This is a genomic window from Alteromonas sp. KS69 (assembly GCF_003989595.1).
Taxonomy (GTDB): Bacteria; Pseudomonadota; Gammaproteobacteria; order Enterobacterales; family Alteromonadaceae; genus Alteromonas; species Alteromonas naphthalenivorans.
In genome coordinates, this window is record NZ_PYHU01000005.1 from 278,190 (window position 1) to 298,530 (window position 20,341).

General features: G+C 42.0%; 16 protein-coding genes, 1 other RNA gene and 2 pseudogenes. 4 read left to right on the forward strand and 15 right to left on the reverse strand.

Going from position 1 to position 20,341, the window contains the following annotated elements:
* Positions 1-7: 7 nt before the first annotated feature.
* The 4 genes and pseudogenes from C7Y69_RS04570 to C7Y69_RS21785 form a co-directional block, all read right to left on the reverse strand.
* Entirely contained in the window at positions 8-1,129 is a 1,122-nt protein-coding gene (locus tag C7Y69_RS04570) for a prolyl hydroxylase family protein (protein ID WP_126871945.1), read from the reverse strand.
* Positions 1,130-1,196: 67 nt separating this feature from the next.
* Positions 1,197-4,001 carry a TonB-dependent receptor gene (locus tag C7Y69_RS04575; RefSeq protein ID WP_013785041.1) on the reverse strand — a complete coding sequence of 935 codons (2,805 nt, stop codon included), beginning with the start codon at positions 3,999-4,001 and terminating at the stop codon, positions 1,197-1,199.
* Positions 4,002-4,308: 307 nt separating this feature from the next.
* Positions 4,309-6,930 (reverse strand): TonB-dependent receptor domain-containing protein, encoded by a 2,622-nt coding sequence (locus C7Y69_RS04580; protein WP_312847915.1) that lies wholly within the window; start codon positions 6,928-6,930, stop codon positions 4,309-4,311.
* 3 nt (positions 6,931-6,933) lie between these two features.
* Positions 6,934-7,059, reverse strand: a pseudogene (locus C7Y69_RS21785) (carboxypeptidase-like regulatory domain-containing protein); the annotation flags it as partial.
* Positions 7,060-7,406: 347 nt separating this feature from the next.
* On the opposite strand from C7Y69_RS21785, the gene C7Y69_RS04585 reads away from it, so the two are divergent.
* Positions 7,407-8,579, forward strand: coding sequence for a hypothetical protein (locus tag C7Y69_RS04585; RefSeq protein ID WP_126871946.1), 1,173 nt, complete (start codon positions 7,407-7,409; stop codon positions 8,577-8,579).
* A gap of 145 nt (positions 8,580-8,724) precedes the next feature.
* Here C7Y69_RS04585 and C7Y69_RS04590 read toward each other — a convergent pair whose 3' ends face one another.
* Positions 8,725-8,931, reverse strand: coding sequence for a hypothetical protein (locus C7Y69_RS04590; protein ID WP_126871947.1), 207 nt, complete (start codon positions 8,929-8,931; stop codon positions 8,725-8,727).
* Positions 8,932-9,229: 298 nt separating this feature from the next.
* Positions 9,230-10,318: pseudogene (locus C7Y69_RS04595) on the reverse strand (tryptophan 2,3-dioxygenase family protein).
* 158 nt (positions 10,319-10,476) lie between these two features.
* Between C7Y69_RS04595 and C7Y69_RS04600 the strand changes: the two are divergent.
* Positions 10,477-10,764 (forward strand): late competence development ComFB family protein, encoded by a 288-nt coding sequence (locus C7Y69_RS04600; protein ID WP_057793221.1) that lies wholly within the window; start codon positions 10,477-10,479, stop codon positions 10,762-10,764.
* Positions 10,765-10,816: 52 nt separating this feature from the next.
* On the opposite strand, the gene ffs is transcribed toward C7Y69_RS04600, so the two are convergent.
* An RNA gene (gene ffs / locus C7Y69_RS04605) (signal recognition particle sRNA small type) lies at positions 10,817-10,913 on the reverse strand.
* Positions 10,914-10,998: 85 nt separating this feature from the next.
* Positions 10,999-12,057 (reverse strand): Glu/Leu/Phe/Val dehydrogenase dimerization domain-containing protein, encoded by a 1,059-nt coding sequence (locus C7Y69_RS04610; RefSeq protein WP_126871948.1) that lies wholly within the window; start codon positions 12,055-12,057, stop codon positions 10,999-11,001.
* A gap of 194 nt (positions 12,058-12,251) precedes the next feature.
* On the opposite strand from C7Y69_RS04610, the gene C7Y69_RS04615 reads away from it, so the two are divergent.
* Positions 12,252-12,719, forward strand: a complete 468-nt coding sequence (locus C7Y69_RS04615) for an Lrp/AsnC family transcriptional regulator (protein ID WP_013785046.1) — start codon at positions 12,252-12,254, stop codon at positions 12,717-12,719.
* 44 nt (positions 12,720-12,763) lie between these two features.
* Here C7Y69_RS04615 and maiA read toward each other — a convergent pair whose 3' ends face one another.
* The 7 genes from maiA to pspA all read right to left on the reverse strand — a co-directional run bounded on the left by maiA (position 12,764) and on the right by pspA (position 18,998).
* On the reverse strand, positions 12,764-13,420 hold the full coding sequence (gene maiA / locus C7Y69_RS04620) for a maleylacetoacetate isomerase (RefSeq protein WP_126871949.1): 657 nt from the start codon (positions 13,418-13,420) through the stop codon (positions 12,764-12,766).
* Positions 13,421-13,525: 105 nt separating this feature from the next.
* Complete coding sequence (locus C7Y69_RS04625; RefSeq protein WP_126871950.1) at positions 13,526-14,536, reverse strand: fumarylacetoacetate hydrolase family protein; 1,011 nt, start codon at positions 14,534-14,536, stop codon at positions 13,526-13,528.
* Between the two features lie 207 nt (positions 14,537-14,743).
* Positions 14,744-16,300 (reverse strand): transcriptional regulator TyrR, encoded by a 1,557-nt coding sequence (tyrR, locus tag C7Y69_RS04630; protein ID WP_126871951.1) that lies wholly within the window; start codon positions 16,298-16,300, stop codon positions 14,744-14,746.
* Positions 16,301-16,480: 180 nt separating this feature from the next.
* Positions 16,481-17,284, reverse strand: a complete 804-nt coding sequence (gene phhA, locus C7Y69_RS04635; protein WP_126872079.1) for a phenylalanine 4-monooxygenase — start codon at positions 17,282-17,284, stop codon at positions 16,481-16,483.
* 221 nt (positions 17,285-17,505) lie between these two features.
* Positions 17,506-17,958: an envelope stress response membrane protein PspC gene (gene pspC / locus C7Y69_RS04640; RefSeq protein ID WP_126871952.1), complete on the reverse strand. Its 453-nt coding sequence runs from the start codon at positions 17,956-17,958 to the stop codon at positions 17,506-17,508.
* Positions 17,955-18,194, reverse strand: a complete 240-nt coding sequence (gene pspB, locus C7Y69_RS04645; RefSeq protein ID WP_126871953.1) for an envelope stress response membrane protein PspB — start codon at positions 18,192-18,194, stop codon at positions 17,955-17,957. Before pspB ends, pspC begins: the two co-directional genes overlap by 4 nt.
* Positions 18,195-18,314: 120 nt before the next feature.
* Positions 18,315-18,998, reverse strand: coding sequence for a phage shock protein PspA (gene pspA / locus C7Y69_RS04650; RefSeq protein WP_126871954.1), 684 nt, complete (start codon positions 18,996-18,998; stop codon positions 18,315-18,317).
* 199 nt (positions 18,999-19,197) lie between these two features.
* Here pspA and pspF point away from each other — a divergent pair, with 199 nt between their 5' ends.
* Complete coding sequence (gene pspF, locus C7Y69_RS04655; RefSeq protein ID WP_013785054.1) at positions 19,198-20,340, forward strand: phage shock protein operon transcriptional activator; 1,143 nt, start codon at positions 19,198-19,200, stop codon at positions 20,338-20,340.
* Position 20,341 lies beyond the last annotated feature (1 nt).

Genomic DNA, 20,341 nt, shown 5'->3' on the forward strand with positions numbered 1-20,341 from the left:
TCCCTTTTTAGTGATTACCATATAAGAATTTACCATAATTTGTTTTATGTTCTCTAATCCATTTTGTAACTAACCATTTATTTTCTTTTTGAGTCAATTCTCCAGCATGATAACTATTGGTCAAAATGTTGCCCTTGTCATCACTGTTATTGAAAACAAGCATGTTTCCTTTAATAGGAGATACCCGAATGTCTAATTTGGGGAACGTGGTATTGCCACCTTCACTAACTGTATTTAAATATATAATTGCAGTTTTTGTTCTTTGTCCCCCATCTTCGAAAGTCTTCACATCTTGTAATCTATTCAAAGCATCATAATGGGGTTTGTACTCTTGGCCAGGAACATATCTAAGTAAATTTAGAGCCTCACCCTGACAGAATCGTGTTTCAGTCGCTTTGGCAACGAGCTTATCAATTTTACGGGTTAGCCAGTCACAGTGCTCCGGCGAAATTAATGCTACGTAACTGGTTCTAATTTTGTCTATTCGACCTTGACCTGTAATTGGGTCTACCACCATTGACGGTTGTAATAACCCACTAAACTTAACAATTAGGTAATTACACTCAAAATCCGACAACATACTTTCAAATAAATTTATAGGGAGTCTTTCGTCAAGTGTCGTCGGTATTGGTAATAGCTCGAACAGCTTAGTCTCCAAGCTCTGAGCAACTTTCTCTTTGTTTGACTCACTAATTTTGTCATTTACAAGCTCATTGAGCTTTAGCTGGCTGAATATATTTGGTGCAATTTTTTTCACTTTATTCGATATAAAAGAAAACTCACTACTACTCTGTTCTAAATAAGACAAAACAACTAAATATGCTTCAATCACCCCCTTCTCACCAAGATCAATTAAGCTTTTTGCTACACAATTTGAATCTGTAATCAGATCGTAGAAATAAGCTATCAATAATTTGTGATATTGAACAATTGGACTTTCAACGCATGAGAGGCTCTCTAAATATTGAACAGACTCAATAGGCTTATCGTGCGATAGATAATATGCATAATCTAAAGCGGCATTTATGTCTCCTGCTTCGCCAGCTTGCTTCAGAAAACCCATTGCCAAAGAGATATCGTTCGCAGCATGTGCTTTATTTGCTTTAGCGATCAATTGTTGAATATTCATAACGTATGCACCATATAGCAAAAAAGCCTCCGAAGAGGCTTTTTAAAGATTCAAACTACACTTTAAATTAGAAGTTTACATTCAAACGTGTGTAGAAGAATTGTCCAGGAATTTCATACATAGACGGGTCAAAGCTGTTAGCAAACGTCGAGTAAGAAACCTCAGGATCTGTATCAAATAAGTTGTTAACACCTAGCGTGATACGAAGGTTATCGTTAACCGCATAACCTAGTGACACATCGTGGTAGGCCATGTCATCTAACTCATTGTAGCTAGTTCCGCCAACTTCTAGACTTGGGTCGCTACATAATTGTTGATCTAACACATCACCGTCAATTGAACAAAGTTCAGTAGTATGACCGATGAAGCGAACCAACCAGTTAGCTGTAAAGTCTTCATAGCTCCACGTTACTGCTAAGTTAGTACGAATACGTGGAACAACATCACGGTCGCCCGCTAAACCAGCATCGTTAAATTCAGCGGTTGTGTTGGTAACTGGATCGATAACGATAGTTGTACGTTCGTCAACATACGTACCATCCCAGTTTACTCGGAAATCACCGTAGTCAGTTTCGAAGTTATAAGCAACGTTATAATCGAAGCCTGAAGTAGTTTGTCCACCTAGGTTTACCGCACCGTTGAACAAGTCAACAACGTTACCGCCTGCACCACGAGTGATTAGTGAACATAAGTTCACGCCCGTTTCCGCACATGCGTTAAGAATAGTTTGCGCACCTACTGTTGAAACCGCGTTGTCTACTTCAATATCAAATACGTCAAACGTGATTGATAGGCCATCAACTTGCTCTGGAGAGTATACAAATCCGTAAGTAAAGCTTTCAGCTTCTTCCGCTTGAAGGTTAGCGTTACCACCAACAGTCGTGCGAATTTGTGAGTTCGGCTGCTCATACGTTGCTGGTATACCAGCACATCCAGGTAAGTCTGGGTTTGCTGCTGCACCGCCGTTACATGGATCGGTAAGCGGAGCAAAGCTATCACTGTTACCAGAGAACAATTCATCTAGAGATGGTGCACGGAATGCTTCAGACCACGTACCACGAATGATTAAGTCGTCGTTAACACGCCACTTCAAGCCAACTTTAGAGTTTGTAGTGTCACCGAAGTTGCTGTAGTCCGAGTAACGTGTAGCAAGTTCAAGGTCTAACTGTTCAACAAACTCAAGGTCTGAAAGAAGTGGAATAGCTAGCTCTAGATATGCTTCTTCAACGCTGAACGAACCTTCAGTTGGTTGACGTGCATTACCCGACGTTATACCTGCTGCAATAATTGCATCTGGTTGGTCGTAACCTTCTTGCCAGCGCTTTTCGTATCCAGCAGCAAATGCTAAATAACCTGCTGGTAATTCAAGTACTTCACCCGAGATGTTTGCAGAGTAACTTTCTAGCGATGTGCTCTGCTCATCTTGTGCAGTGAAAGTAATGTAATCAAGCATTTCTTGCGTGATTGTACCTTCACCAAGAGCAGTAGAACCACCAAATAGGTTTAGCGGAGTACAATCGCCAGTACAGTTAGCTGGGTCACCGATTGCAAGCGCAACGCGGTTCATATTAAGAAGACCATCTGTTAACTGGTTTTGAGTGATATCAGCATAAGTGTAGTTTGCATCCCAGTAGAATTCTCTGTCTGCAAATTCAAGAACACCATCAAATCCACCATTAAACTGGAATTGGTCAACGTTCTGTTTGAAGCTACGGAAGCCTGCTTCCATCATACGACGACCAAACAAGAACAATTCACGTGCATTTGGATCTGCATCTAGAACTGATTGGTCTGTAGAAATATCAACACCGTATGGGTTGTATTGGTTGTCAGCAGAAAGAGTAAAGCCTGAATCACCAAATGCCGTACCGATAAACAAAGGTGTAGGTGCTAAAGCCTGTTCTGATTTACGGTTACCGTAGAAACCAGTTACGTTTACACTTAGGTTATCTGTTAACTCGTAACGCGCCTGAGAGTAAATATTTGTTCTTTCTTGTGGCGTAGATAGGTAGTTGAAAGGAGCAAAGTTGAATCGGCTATCTGGCTCAACCCATGGCTCTAAACCACCGGCACTATCACCTTGCTCACTAAAAGACGTTCCAGCTTGATCAAAAGTCCAAAAACGACCTTGAGGCGGCGCAGATGAACCACCGAAACCTTCAGGCGTACCGAAAACTGGAACTGCAGAGATAGCTCGGTCACCAGCAAGTGTCGCTTCTTCTTCTACATAACTAACGTTGAAATAAACGTTACCTTTGTCGTTCGCAGCACCAAAGCCAACATCCCACTGTTCTTTGTTACCGTCGCCTTCGTCATATTGACCGATATAGCCAGAAGCGTGAACGCCTTCGAAATCTTGACGAGTGATGATGTTTACAACACCGGCTACTGCGTCAGAACCATAAACCGCTGAAGCACCATCTTTAAGTACTTCGATACGCTCAATGATTGATGCTGGGATGTTATTTAAATCAACTGAACCTGTTAGACCTGGAGCCCAACGCTTACCGTTTACAAGAACAAGAGTACGGTTTGAGCCGATACCACGAATGTTAATAGTAGTTGTACCATTACCACCGTTGTTGTTGTTTGTGTTGATTGCTGAACCAGCAGATGGGATAGCTTGAAGAACATCACCGATTGAAGTAATACCGAATTTTTCGATATCTACACGTGACATAACCGTTACTGGGTTAGCGCCTTCAATGTCTGTGCGACGGATACGTGAACCGGTTACTTCGATTTTTTCAACAGTATCGGCTGCTTCTTCGGCTTCTTGTGCAGCAACTGCACCAGAAAAACTTATTGTTGAAACCGCGCCGAACGCGCAGGCCAACCTAACTGACTTAGCCAGCTTAGAATTTGTAAACATGTGTTGTCTCCCTGGACCACTAAAACTTGTTTAGTGTGTATTTCTAAAATCGTTTATAACGAATTATTATTAGTAAGGTCAAAGCCTCACTAAGATAATAAACACAACAAGCGTAAACGGTCAACTGAGATCGGGAGAGGAATAATTAAAAGTTCAACTTTTTTTAAGTTTTTTTACTTTTTCTGTAAATGTTTACTTACAATTTACGTAAATATTACAACTAAAGTCTTGAAGCGATTATTTTTCGACCTATACAGGATGAATTGCTAGGGAAGCGCGATAAGTCGCACTTCCCTAGCATTAGGTCTTAAAACGTATAGTTCACACTAAAGCGAACATAACGAGGAGTTTGCCATTGTGTAGGCGTTCCATAGTTAGGATCTACATCTGGGTCTAATGGGTCTTGAGACGATTCACTGTCATAGATTTCATAAACCTCTGTCACTTTATCGTTGTTCAACACGTTAAAGACATCTGCACGAACAACCAATGTTTGATCTTCGCCAATATCAATATTATATGACGCCGAAACATCAATTGAGTAGTAGCTACTTGTGCGACCGCGAGAGCCACGAGGGGCAAGCTCACCACCGGCATAAAATGACTCTGAATCATATGCTTGTGCAAATTTATCAGTCGGGTGATAACCAAATGCATTCACTGGCTTACCGGTCCAGAACTGCAAGTTAGCACCTAACGTTAAGTCTTCGGTAACCGCATAGGCACCGTACATTTTAACTTGATGACGACGATCGTTAGGAAGGTCGCCGTAGGCGCCATCTAACAATCCAGGTTGGTCAAACAATGTTGTCAAGCCTGCGTCATCTTGACCGTTGTCAGAACGCACAAAACCTTCGTTATTACCCCAGTTATGCGACCACGTATAGGCAGCATTGAACATCCAAACGCCGTCCCAAGCACGTTGGAAGGTAAAGTCAACGGCTGCATATTTACGTACTGAATCTGGGTAGCCTAAGTCTTCGGCTGACAAATCCATATAAACCAATTCGCCGTTAGTACCTGGCAATTCAGTGGTACCAATACGCATGTCTACATTGGGGTTAGTTAATACATATTGATGGAAACCGTCCCAAATACCAGAAACGTCACCGTAGCCATTAGCCGCAGCCCATTCGATAACCGCTGCATCAATTGCCATATCTTCAACAGTAGTCGCCAATTCTCGGTAAGTACCTTGAATCGCCATGCTCCACTCGTCGTTCAATTGGAACTGATAACCAGCAATAAATTCATCTGAGTACATTGCATAAATATTTTGATCAACTAATTCAGCTGGAGATTTTGCTTCACCGTTAGCGAAAACATCGTCAGGCTGAGTTTTATCACCGGTAAGATTAGGAATGAATAAAGACTCATCAGCGTATCCGTCAAACTCATAGTATTCTTGCGTATAGGTTTCTGCACCGGCTAAGCGAATGTTCGTGTTGGCTGCAACTGGAAGGTAGTAACGACCGAAACTTGCCCATGCTTTCGTTTCACCATCGCCACGCACATCCCATACCGCACCTAAACGAAGTGCCCAAAGGTTATCAAGTTTTACGAAGGTTTCACCATCTGCATTGAAGTTTTCAAAAGAGTCGTTACGAATACCGGCATTAATCACTAAGTCATCAGTAACCTGCCATTGGTCTTGTACGTAGAATGCAATATTTTCTGAATCGAAATCACCACCAACTTCGTAATCTCTATGACGCACTTGGTAGATTTCTTCGTTAGCTAAATCGTCATCATTTACATAATAAAGATAGTATGCGCCGCCTGAGTTAATCGTATAACTACTTGCTGTTAAGTTTTCGTAATCGTAACCGAAGCGAATTGAGTGGTCGCCAATATACCAGTCAGCATCAATGCGGATAACTTCGCGTTTATCGTCCCCCTGCTCAACAGTAAAACCAGCCCACGTGCTTGTTGGAACAAAAGCACCAGTACTATCGTAAGTAAAGTATGCTACTGGATTAGCATCTAATTCACTGCGCACGGTCCGGTCTTGCTTGTTCACACCGTACTGGGCAGAGATAGAGAAATCATCATTGATGATACTGGTCCATTTAGCCGTGTAGTTCAGGCCACCTTCATCTTCGTAACCAACTCTCGAGTCTGTGGTAAAAACGCCATCAGTCGAATCAAACGTTTGGATTTCGGTTGAACGCTCATCTGAAAATACTGTCACTTCCAATATGTTGTTTTCAGTAGCATACCAATCAACTTTCGCTACCCAAAACGCATCTTCATCGGTTTCTGTAAAACCGTTCTGAACTAAGCCAGTACTGTTTATCTGCTGTTCACCTACGAATTTCTCTTCTACAGAGCGCGGGTTAAACAACGCATAGAAGAATAATTTGTCTTCAATTAGCGCGCCGCTAGCCCACACGTTTGCATCCCACGAATCTTTTTCATCGCCGGTATTATCAATGCGGTAATTGCCGTCAGTTGTTCTTCTGTAAGAACTTTTCTGCTCACGAAGTGCATCAGGCTCCCAGTAAACATTAACGCCAGCTTTAAATTCGTTGCTACCACTTTTAGTTTTAGCGTTAATAACACCGCCAGTTACACGGCCGTATTCCGCTGAGTAACCACCGGTTTTAACTTCAAAGGTTTCGTACATGTCGAAAGGTGGCTCACTTGAACCCACACCCGTTCTAAAGTTAGTAATATTTAGACCATTAATGTAATAACCGTTCTCACCAACTGATGCACCACCAATGGAAGGAAGGTCACCAAACGCTGAGTCACCTTGGGTTGTACCTGGTGCCAATAGCGCAACTGACGTTAAGTTACGAGGAACAGGAACTCTATCAAGGGTAACAGTGTCTACAACGATACCAGTGCTTGAACTTGTTACATCTACCATGGCAATTGTTGAACCAGTTACTTCGATTCGTTCAACATCGTCACCGGCAAGTTTCATGTTTAAGTTAGTTTTACCACTAATACCAACTTTTACAGATTCTTGGATGGTGTTACGAAAGCCGTCTTTCTCAGCAACCACATTGTAGATACCTGGCGGTAACAATGGAAAACGAAAATCGCCGTTAGCATCTGTGGTAACTCAGCAATTATCTGTGTAATCCTAACACCTTATATTTAGGGCTTATTAGCCATTAGGAAAAAATAATTTTCGCGCTATTTGATATATCATCGCTTTTTTTCAAAAAAAATAACTTTTCATGGAACTTTTTCCAAAACCTACGATCAGATCAAACATATTACTTATAATTTAAGTCGTCATTGCCTTTGATACCTAAACAGAAACCCAAAAAGCATCTGAAATTCACGGCACTAAGAGAAAGTTTCTCAAAAATAGTTCGAGCCATACCTGATCCAAGACAGCAGGGAAAGTGTGAATATAGCCAACATGACGCCCTAATGAGCGCTTTTGGTTGTATGTATTTTCAAGACCCTTCATTCTTAGCTTATCAAAGAAGACTAGAAAGCAAATATCAGAGCAGCAATATTAAAACCCTATTTGATGTAAAGCGCATACCCAAAGAAACACAACTGAGAGATATTTTAGATGAAATTCCAACTCACCAATTTACCGATATATTCTCAGACTTGTTTGAACGACTACGTCGACACAACCATTTAAAACAATTTGAACTTCTTTCTGGGGTTTATTTATGTTCAATCGATGGCACTCAGCATCACAGCTCAAAACAAGTAAATTGTGAACATTGTTTACATAAACAACATAGAAACGGGAGTATCACCTACAGTCACAGCGTATTACAGGGAGCTATAATGCACCCATCCCAACGTCAAGTTATCCCCTTGATGCCAGAGATGATAAGAAATGAAGATGGTCATAAAAAGCAGGACTGTGAAACCAATGCAGCTAAACGTTTTATAGGCCAATTAAGAGCAACCCATCCACGGTTAAGGCTAATGATATGCGGTGATGGCTTATTTTCGCATCAACCCATGATAGAAGAAGCCTTAGCACAGGGCATGCATTTTCTGTATGTGGCTAAGCCAGATGACCACACCTATATGATGGAATGGATAGCAGCGTACAAAGACATACCGAGTGTTGAGTTTAAAGATGAAAAAGGGCGAACTCACCGATACCAATGGCAAAACCAAGTTCCGCTTCATGGAGGAGAAAAGGCAATAACAGTTAACTACTTAGCTTATCAGCTAATTAATTCAAAAAAGAAAGTTACCTATAAAAACAGCTGGGTGACAGATGTTGAAGTGACACAAGATAATATTGAACAATTAGTCAGTGGTGGTCGTTGTAGATGGAAAATTGAGAATGAGTGTTTTAACACCTTAAAAAATCAAGGTTATCACATCACGCACAATTTCGGTCATGGGAAAAAGCACCTCAGTGACAACATGTATATCCTGACATTATTGGCATTTTATTTTCACCAAATCTTTGAGCTGACTGATGGCATGTATCAAGCCTGTCGAGAGCGTTATGGTTCAAAAGCCCATATGTGGGAGAACTTTAGAGTCACAGTTCGTTTTTTACTATTTGATGACTGGGAGGGCTTGATGGAAAACCTGTTATCTGATCCAGACATCACGGAGGAAAGTTATTATCGACCCTAAGCTTTAAGTTAAGAAAAATAGAATGCGCTGTGGCGTAGGATTAACGGTGCCTGAAATAAAGTGAAATTAGGTGGAGCAGCTAAATCCATTGAACTTTAGGTTGAAATTTAAGCTAAAAGTCTTAGTTGCCCATTAACATCCCTATTCACCAATAATTGCTGGTGGTAACTGTACGAACTAGACCTGTATCAACATTAGTGATAGTTACAGTAACGCCACTAATTTCTGCACCGCTAATTTCTGCAGTATTACCTTGAATAAAACCATTTGTGTCGTTTGCAAATACTGGTGCCGAAACACCAAGACTGAGCGCTACGGCAAAAGCCGCTGCACTTCTTTTATATTGAAGCATGTATAACTCCCTGGATGTGTGTTTTCGTTAGTCTTAACTTTATTTAAAAAAACCATAAAGATAATCTAAACGATTGTTTTTTATACGGATTTTTATGATTATCCGAAAGTATAATTGACATATGTAAAGGGGATAAAGCAAGCGTAAATGGAAATTTTTACGATGAATGGCATGGGCGTGAAGTAGGGAAATTCCACGCAATCTATTGAGTGGCTTGGCCTTGGGGGGGGTATTAACGAAGTTCCCCATTTGCGACGAATTACATTCGTCGCAAATGCAGAAATGTCGCATTTTTCGTCTATTGTAAATAAAAGCCTAAGCGTCGTTTCACCGATTCAGGCAGTTCTGGAAGTGAACTTTTTGGTAAAAGGAACGTAGCCATGTTGAAAAAGTCTAAAAACACCCTGTTAGATTCCGTCGTTTTCTTCAAATAATGGTGGCCGGATGAGCCGCCCGTTCCTATTTTTGTTCCCAGCATTCGTTGTACCATCATGGCATGGCGATAACGCCACAACGTTAATTGTTCATCAATTTCTGTTAGTGCGGTAATGAGTTGGAAAGGCAGATTAAAAACGGGTTCTTATGAATACTGCTTTATAAATAAAGCCGACAATAATGCTTCATGTGATAAGCGGAATTTACCCTGATTAAGAAGGGCTTCATACGTATCATGATTAAATAGCCCGTCAAAGTTCTCTCTGGTCGATTGCCAGTCTTTAAGCTCTTGTCGACGTTCTACTTCCGACAGAAACGCATTCTTTTCTATGGTTTCTTTGTCATCGTTAAGCATTTCATCTGTTGCATTTCGGTAGTAATCCCAAAAGTGGAAATCCTCGGTTTTAAGTAGTGGCATACGTGCCAACCACTTATCCACTAGTTCAAACAAGCTTGGTTTTTCTTCTAACGCTTCCAATAGGCTGCGATCATCATCACTTAATCGGTTATAAAAACTTTGCTTATCGAAATCGATACGATATTCCCTTTTAAGGCCTAATGAAATTTCAAGCTGTTTAAATTGGATACTTTGAAAGCCTGAGGCGGGAACCAAATAATCTCTGAATGAAAGAAACTGTTGAGGCGTCATGGTTTCCATAATACCTATTTGGTCATTCATCAGCTTTTGAATTTGTATAACACGGTGCAGCCTATGTACTACTGAAGTGAGTTGCTGATCTTTTACTGCTGCTTGATTGAATGTGTCGATAACCGCATTGAGTTCGTGCAACAGTTGCTTAAACCATAGCTCATACACTTGATGCACTACTATAAATAGCATTTCCTCATGAGCAGGTTCACCGTACTTGGTACTTTGAAGCTTTTGTGCGCCAAGTATTTTATCTAACGCTAGGTAATCACCGTAATAGCAGGGTTCTATATTTTTTTTCATGCCGATTATTCTTATCGTCGTTATGGACAGAAGGAAATTCTAACATCGCTAACTCGACATCGACAAAATACAGGCTATAAATTATCTAGGGGCGTTATTAAAAATATACACACCCATAAAAAATAACATCGCGTTAAAATTTTAATTAGGGCAAAAATATGAAGCTTGATGATGACATTCATAATTATTACGAACATCTTGTATTACAACGTGTAACAGAACTTGGGCTGGATAATACTAAAAGTCCTGATTATTTAGCTGACCTATGCTGCTTGGCACTTAACCAAGTTCCTCCACGCTACATTCGCTACGAAGTCGATATGGCATTTTATCTTCCCCAGAGTGAACGAAACCAAATGGAGATGAATGTTACATACGCTATCGACAATGCGATGAAATATTTAAACGACACAGATAAAACGTCGGTAAGCGAGAAAGCAGAGTAACGCCATACAAGGTTGTGTAAGGTCAAAAATACGGGGAGTAAATTGGGTGGCGGGCTCCCAGCCACATCCCGGCACATGAGTCGTCTGCTGCGGCTGCTCCCTTCCAGGCCTGACCGAGTTCACAGAGTATCATTGCGGGAGGACCAAAAGCCCACCATAGAAAGCGAATAAAATGCTAACAGGCGTCAGCAGTCTTAAGCGCGGGGCGCATTATGACTACTTGCCCGATAACTTTCAACCCTTTAACGAAAATCTCTCTTCTGCAATGATGTTTGCCACACGATTTGTGGCTGCTTTTTGGGCATCAGCACGGGTATAAATCTCTTTTAGCGTCGTACCAATATCTTCAATATGCTTGCGTAGCGCTGCGTTTGTGCTCTTTTCCATACGCTGATGGAAGATATCGATAATGCCACCTGCATTAATCACATAATCAGGCGCGTACAAAATACCTCGTTCGACTAACATATCGCCAATTTCTTCACGTGCGAGTTGATTGTTCGCCGCACCAGCGATGACCTTAGCTTTAATCATGGGTAATGTTTGGTCATTAATTGCAGCACCTAATGCACAAGGTGCTAGTACATCAACGTCCAGCCCTAAAATTTCTTCAGGCGCTACCGCCGTAGCACCCAGTTCTGCTACGGCCTTTTCAACACCTTCGGGGAATATATCAGCAACATAGAGCTTTGCACCGGCTGCATGAAGGTGTGACGCAAGGCGATACCCTACATGCCCCATACCTTGAATTGCTACGCTTACCCCCTCTAAGCTGCGATTCAATCCGTGTTCTACACTGGCTTTTAAGCCCACGAACACACCATAAGCGGTAGAGGGTGCTGGATTACCGTCTGGCTGTTCGTCAGCGTAGTGATATTGTGCGTTTACTCCGGCAATGTAATCAGACTGAGTCGCCATGGTTTGTAAATCGGTAACTGAAATGCCCGAGTCTTCTGCGGTAAAATATTTGCCACTTAATGAATCAACGAATTTCCCCATGGCTTCCATCATCGCCGGCGTTTTTTGTTTGCGAGGATCACCAATAATGACTGATTTACCACCGCCCAATGCGATATTAGCCATGGCGGCTTTGTAGGTCATTCCTTTAGAAAGACGGAGTACATCGGTTAGTGCTTCTGCACTGCTTACATAGGGCCACATTCTACAACCACCCAATGCTGGGCCTAGGTTTGTGTTGTGTATGGCAATAATGGCACTTAAGCCTGCTTCTTTATCGTGATAAAAAGCGACATGCTCGTGACTATCAAACTCTATGTGATCGAAAACCGACATACTTTCCCTATTAATAATGTGATGGATTTTGCCCAAGTGTAGCCCAACAACCAGAGGACACGCCTTGCTAAGTTAATGACCGGCCCTCGTAAAGTGAAATACACAAAGTATGAATACTATTTTTCTAGGATATCTATCCTAGAATTTATTTTTCTATATAATAAACATCATAAAAACGACGGAAGCTGCGTTCAATGAAATTAGATAAATTCGATCGTGAGATTTTACGAGTACTTCAACAAGATGCCACTGTCTCTATGGCTGAGTTGAGCCAGAAGGTTGGGTTGTCCCATACCCCCTGTTGGCGACGTGTAAAGCGGATGGAAGCCGATGGCATTATTATTGGTAAAGTCACTCTTTTAAATAGTAAAAAACTCAACCTTGGTGTATCGGTATTCATTTATGTCACGCTTAAAAATCACGATGGTGATTCCCTCACCGATTTTGAAAATGCGGTACAGAGCATTGATGAAATTGTTGAGTGCCACACCACCAGCGGTGAGAAAGACTATTTGCTTAAAGTGATTGTGGAAAGTATTGAAGAATACGAATTTTTACTTAAAACGAAACTGACTCACCTTCCATTAGTTGATCACGTCAGCTCCACCTTCGCGTTAAAACAAGTGAAGAACACCACTGAGCTCCCCATCAAACGACAGTAGGTTTCATTGAAACCTACGCCCTGCTGCCCTTCTTTCTCACGTTATTAAAGCACGCTATCAACCTGATTCTCAGGCAGTGCTTTTTCAAAAGCAGGTAATGCATTGCAATTGTCTGTTATTTTTTGAATAAGCGGATATCGTGTCATATCCACATTAAAGCGATGCGCGTTATAAACCTGCGGTACCAAACACAAGTCAGCCATGGTCACATCAAAGTCAAAGCAGAACTTACCAGCTTGGGTTTGTAGCCGCTTTTCAATGGCATCGAAACTCAGCGTTATCCAATGCGCCGCCCATTTGTTTACACTTTCTTGTTCGGCACTATATTCATTCTTAAGCTGATTGAGTACACGCAAGTTACTTAAAGGTTGAGTGTCACATGCAATATCCTGAGCCAGCGCCCTTACCCTTGCTCGTTCTGTCTTGTGCGATGGTATCAATTGATACGGTGAGGGAAAACGTTCATCTAAGTATTCGATAATGGCTAAAGACTGATTAAGAATAATATCTTCATCATCGTCAACCAAAGTGGGCACTAGCTGAGCGGGGTTTAGCTGTTTATAGGGCGCACTGTGCTGCTGCCCACCTTCATTGACTAAGTGCACAGGCACATATTGATACTCTACACCTTTTAAATTAAGTGCAATTCTTACTCTGTAAGACGCCGTTGAGCGCCAGTAACCATATAAAGTTAAACTCATAAATACCCGCCGCCTTACGTGTGTGTTGTATTACTCATTATAATCATAGCGTAATTTGCTGAGGGCGAGCGTATGGGCCTAACCCTCAGCTTACGTTTATCAAATTTAGCTTAAAGGCTTAATCTGTTGCTCGATAGCACCGAAAATGCTTTGTCCGTTACTATCGAACATTTCTATCCTAATTCGATCGCCAAATTGCATAAAGGGAGTAGTAGGTTTTCCATCCCTGATAGTTTCAATCATGCGCACTTCAGCAATACACGAGTAGCCAAGGCCACCTTCAGCAATGGCTGAGCCGTGGTCAGTACCTTGTTTGTTCGATACGGTACCTGAACCAATAATGGTGCCAGCGCCTAAGTTTCGACTCTTAGCTGCATGTGACACCAGCTTAGCGAAGCTAAATGTCATGTCTTCACCTGCTTGTGGTTTACCGAACAATTCACCGTTGTAGGTGGAACGAAGCGGTAAATGTACTTTCTCTTGTTCCCACGCATCCCCGAGTTCATCGGGTGTTACCGCCACGGGTGAAAAGCTAGAGGCCGGCTTTGACTGAAAGAACCCAAACCCTTTCGCCAACTCACCTGGAATTAAGCCTCTTAGGGATACATCATTCACAAGCATTACCAGTCTAATTCGCTCTGCCGCTTGTGCATCAGTGCAGGCCATCGGAACATCATCGGTAACAACGGCCACCTCACCTTCAAAATCAATGCCCCATTCATCGCTGGGCAGAATAATGTCGTCACAAGGACCGATAAAGTCGTCAGATCCCCCTTGGTACATGAGTGGGTCGCTCCAGAAACTTTCAGGTATTTCAGCGCCTCGCGCTTTTCGTACTAGCTCTACATGGTTTACATACGCACTGCCATCTGCCCACTGGTAAGCGCGCGGTAGGGGTGACTCACAGCGAGTAGCATCAAATTCAATACTTTCTATTACCCCATTATTGAGCTGTTCGTAGCGCATCTGTAATTGCGGAGCAGTAACCTGCCAGCTGTCGAGTGCTTGCTGCATAGTGTGAGCGATATCTTCTACTGAACAGGTACGCGTTAAATCTTTAGATACCAACATTAAACGGCCATCTCGGCTATCGTTCTTATAAGTAGCTAGTTTCATAAATTGGATCCTTACTGTGATCAGCGCTTTTGCGTATATAACATTTATTATTCTTTATGCATCACCCGTAACAAGATGAAAAGTCAGGAGCACACGACAATAATTTTCACTGTAAGCTTGGTTGTACAAAAAAAGGCGGCACTTCTTACTGAAGTACCGCCCTTATTAGCTAAGCAAGGCAACGTAAATTTAACGAAACAGTGAAACCTACATTTTTATTGATGCCTTATTAATACCGTACTCACGTAATTTATTCGCAATCGCGGTATGACTTAATCCTAACTTTCTCGCCAATTGACGCGTACTTGGGTAGAAAGGATAGAGCCGCTTCAGTAGGTCTTTTTCGAATTTTTTCACTTCATCGTCTAATGTACCTTCGAAGTTTTCATCGATAAAGGTCACACTAGGGGCACAACTAGGAAGCTGAATATCTTCTTTGGTTATTTCCTTACCATCTAGCAAAGACAACGCTCTGAACAGTGCATTTTGAAGCTGACGGACATTGCCAGGCCAAGGGTATTGCTGCAAAAAATCAACGCAGGACTTACTTAATTTGGCCGGTCTACGACCCAGCTTCGTACTGTGCTGGGCAATAAACGATTCGGCAAGTGGAACAATATCGTGGCGGCGTTCTTTTAACGATGGCATCACTAAGCTCAATACATTTAAGCGATAATACAATTCTTTGCGAAAACGCCCTTCTTCTACCAGTTGACCTAAGTCGCGACAGGTAGTGCAAATAAATCGAACATCTACCGTAACCGGTTCCGCATCACCTACTCGTCTAAACTCACCGTCTTCTAACACCCGAAGCAGTTTGGCTTGTAGCTGAGAACTCATGTCTGCAATTTCATCAAGTAGCAGTGTGCCACCTCTTGCTTGCTCTAGCAGGCCTTCTTTAGCATTAGGTTGATTAAAAGCACCTTGTGCGTAACCAAATAATTCAGTTTCCGCCACACTATCTGGTAGCGATGCACAATTGAGCGCTAAAAACGCCCCCTCACTGCGGCGACTGGATTGATGACAAGCGCGGGCAATCATTTCTTTACCTGTGCCTGTTTCACCGAAAATAAGAACCGGTGCATCTAGATCAGCAATACGTTTTGCTTCACTCACCACGCGTTTCATTGCCTGAGATTCCACTATGAATCTATCAAAACTGTCAGTGGGCGATTGATGGAATACACTAAACTGCTGGCCTAACCGCATTTCCGATTTTAAAATGACCACCGCTCCGGCCATAATGATGTTGTTGTCGCCATCAGGCACTGTGATAGGTAACATGTCAGCCACATAGTCTTGTTGGATAAACTTTACCTTAGAAGACTGAGCGCGAGGCAGCTTTCCATCCATCCAGCGGGTGAAGTTAAAGCCTTTCACTACTTCGCCTATTTCTACGCCTTCAACATCGTGGACGCTCTGCTCTAACCCAGAGGTTACTGCTTCGTTGCATAACAAGATTTGTCCACGAGCATCAATGGAAAACACCGGATCAGGAAGCGTGCGCAATATGGCAGAAAGCTGAGTTTTTTCTCTTTCACTTGGCATAAAATGCGTCGTTTTAACATCTGAAATACCATCGATGCGACGAATTTTGGGCATTAGATGCTGGAAGTCTGCAAATTCAATATTGGGAAAATTAAGAAAAATTTTACCTGTCTCATCAATCTCAATACCTCTTAGATCGATTTCGTGGGTAACGAGGATATCCAACACATCTTGAGTAATACCCAGTCTGTCCTGACAACTGATTTCTAATCGCATGGGTGTGACTTCACATCTCTTGTAAACTTATATGTACACAATATCACACTTTTACAAAAAGATAACAAGTTAATTATGCCAAATTATCACCTTGAAAGACTGGTTTTTAAAGCGATTCCACGCAGCGAAAGGTGTGAAAACGTTTCCCCTCATCACGCCACGCTGTAACAAAATATTAACTTAAGCCTGCTTTTTGGCGTCGAATAAGGCGGGATATAGCCCGAGTCCTTTCGCTTTATTCACTAGGCTCATAATATCCATGTCGGCCAACTCGAACAGATAATCAAAGTCAGGAAGTATGTAATACAAAGGCTGCATGATATCAATTCTATACGGTGTCCTTAACGCATCTATCGCTTTAAGCGGTTTCCTTATTGCCTCGCCGCTCTCTAATGCATATAGCGTTTCACCCGGTGAAGACAATATGCCTCCACCATAAATTTCCAGCGTTTCTGGATTTGCTTTACTTCGAACTAACCCAAACTCAACCGTAAACCAATAAAGTCGTGCGAGGTAGATTCTGTCCTCTTTGCTAGCCGCTAAGCCAAGCTTTCCGTAGGTATGGGTAAAGTGCGCGAAAGCCGGATTCGTAAGTAAAGGACAATGACCGAAAACCTCATGGAAAATATCGGGCTCTTGTAGGTAATCAAATTCGTCTTTCGAGCGAATAAAGGTTGCGACAGGAAACTGCTTGTTGGCGAGTAATCTAAAAAATTCGCCAAAATTGATGAGCGCGGGAACTTCGGCAGTTTTCCAACCGGTTTGTGCTAATAGTACTTTATCGATATCGGGAAGCTGGGGAATGCGATCATCAGGCAGTGCCAGTAACGATAAGCCTTCCATGTATTGACTACAGGCTCGCGTTTTCAATAACGGAAGCTGCTTGGCGTACAACTCTGCCCAGATTTGATTTTCTTCTTCTGACCAGTTTATAACGCCTTTGTTGCCTGAGGTTTTTGATTGATAAACGCTAGATTTTGCCATAACTGCTTTCGACATATTCCGTGACTGACTTCTGTCAATTAGTCTAATGAAATGCACGCTAACGGGAAGTGTTTACCTATTCTTGCTACACAGCCAAGCCGTAACAACTTATTTACAAAACCTCATAACATAATGCTTTACATACAAAAAACCGCTCTTAAAGAAGAGCGGTTTTGCATTTGTCGGGGCGTCTCTAGCGAATGTATTTTAATCTTACTTAACTACAATCTACTGATTTCTCGGTTAAGTTCAAATTCTCTAGAGGTCACATACGTTTCCATCTTGCGTAGTCGTACTTCCGATTTCTGAAAACGATTACGAATATCGTGAAATGCTTGTTTAGGTGGCTCACCAGACTGCCAAACTTTTGTTTTCACTTCGACCTTATGACGACTATTGCTTGATGTAGAATTTGTATTTTTCCATCCTTTGCCGCGGCTTTGATGCACAGGGCTTTGCTCTTCTGAAGCATCACCTAAAGGCTTCTTATCTAAGATGAACCAGCCCGCTATATAAGCAACAAACATGAATGGACCTGCAAGTAAGAAAAAGCCCGTCACAGCTAGAATTCGCACTAACCAAGTTTCTAAACCAAAGTAGTGCGCTATTCCTGAACATACACCCGCTATTCTGGCGTTGTCTGTATCACGGTATAGCTGCTTGCCGTTTCTCATGCGCGATACCTCCACTCTGGGGCTTCGCTGTCTAAGATAGCCTCAAGGGTTTGAATTCTATCACTCATTTTTTCAGCTTGTTCAGCAAGTGATTGTAATGAAGCTTGCTCTTCAACACTCAACCCTTGATTGACTTGTTTTTTGCTGCGGTAATGCAGAATTAACCAAATCGGCGCCACAAAAATCATAAAAATGACCAAGGGCATTACCAACATTGCAATGATACCTTCATCCATTGTAAATACCTCCAAAAAACCCCGATTAGCCTGCTCAAGGCCCTAACACCAAATACCTGATGCATTGTGCAAAACGCTTAACGTAATGCACTTAGTACGTAAGCAGGCTACCTGTAATTATTATTCTGATGTTGAAGATGAGCTTGTGTCACCTTTCACTCTTGCTTTAAGCGCAGCTAGTTCTTCGTCTATCTTATCGCCTGTTTCTAATTCTGCAAATTCATCATTTAAGGTTTTCTTACCTAGGTCGTAAGCATCTACCTGCGACTCTAAATCGTCAATCTTACGCTCGTATTGTTCAAAGCGCCCCATAGCTGAATCTACTTTTGTACTATCTAGCGTACGTTTCACTTCTAAGCGTGAACTTACCGTTTTTTGACGCATGATAATCGTTTTTTGACGACTCTTCGCATCAGCTAGCTTGTCTTGAAGCTGACCAATTTCATCCTGAAGTTTGCTAATTTGCTGTTCAACAACGGTCAATTCGTTAGTCAGTGTCTCAGCAGCTTCGGCTGATTTCTTTCTTTCCTGCAGTGCTGCGCGGGCTAAATCATCACGGTCTTTGCTTAACGCAAGTTCCGCTTTCATCTGCCAATCGTTGGCGTCTGCTTCATATTTATTAATTTGGCTTACAATTTCCTTTTTGTTCGCCAACGTTTTAGCCGATGCTGAGCGCACCTCTACTAATGTGTCTTCCATTTCCTGAATAATCAACCGGACCATTTTCTCCGGATCTTCCGCTTTATCTAAAAGCGCATTAATATTCGAATTCACAATGTCAGTGAAACGCGAGAAGATACCCATAATAATTACCTCATAGTCGAAAACTGGTTGTACCAAGATAAACTTGTAGTAAGACTATTCAATATGCTTGCCAGTTTTTTGAATTACCCTAACTTGATAATTTTAAAAGATATTCGTTTAGTTTAAATAATGCTCGAACAACAAGTTTTTTTACTCTACACTATTAATTGGTCGAAATGACTAATATTTGAGGGATTTAATGAGTAGGTATCGTCAGCAGGATAATTTGCTAGGCCAAGCGAATAGTTTTTTAGAAGTGCTAGAGCAAATTTCACAAATAGCACCACTGGATAAACCCGTATTGGTAATTGGTGAGCGCGGAACCGGTAAAGAGCTTATAGCAGCCCGTTTACACTTTCTGTCTAAGCGCTGGGATCAAAATTACGTCAAGCTCAATTGTGCCGCGCTTAACGAAAGCTTATTAGAAAGTGAGCTGTTCGGCTATGAAGCTGGCGCATTTACTGGCGCAGCAAAGCGCCGAGAAGGACGCTTTGAGATTGCCCACAATGGCACCCTATTTCTTGATGAGCTGGCGAACACGTCTGGTTTAATCCAAGAAAAATTATTGCGGGTAGTAGAATACGGCGAATTTGAACGTGTGGGCGGGAATAAAACGGTTAAAACCGATGTGCGCTTGGTTGCTGCTACAAACGAAGATTTACCGGCCTTAGCTGACGCTGGAGAGTTCCGTGCTGACTTACTCGACAGGCTCGCCTTCGATGTTATTACCATCCCTCCTTTAAGAGAGCGACGTGAAGATATCATGATGCTTGCTGAAAATTTTGCCATTAGTATGGCAAGAGAAATGGAGATGGAGCTTTTTAGCGGCTTTACCGAAAAAGCAAAACGCACCTTGCTTGATTACGAATGGCCTGGAAATATTCGAGAGCTTAAAAACGTGGTTGAACGTGCGGTTTATAGAACGAACAACCCACATTTACCTGTTCATGATATTGTTCTCGACCCTTTTGAGTCTTTATTCAGACCAACCTCTCGTATTAAAACAAACGACAGAACCTCGAGTACATCTGAAGCAGAACCAACAGTGCCTTCCAATACAGTTGCAGCTAATGTAGAAGGCATAGTCACCAATAGTGAACCTGCGGCAAACTCATCGCCTGCTGTATTACCGTCGTTAAAACCCGAAACGGTTGAATACCCAATTGATTTAAAAGACCGCTCTCAGCAATACGAAATTGACATGATTAAGCAAGCATTGTCCGACAGTCAATTTAATCAGAAGAAGACTGCTGAGAAACTTAGTCTCACTTATCATCAACTTCGAGGTTATCTAAAAAAATACAACCTGTTAGACTCTTCCCCTGAATCGATGGAGTGCTAAC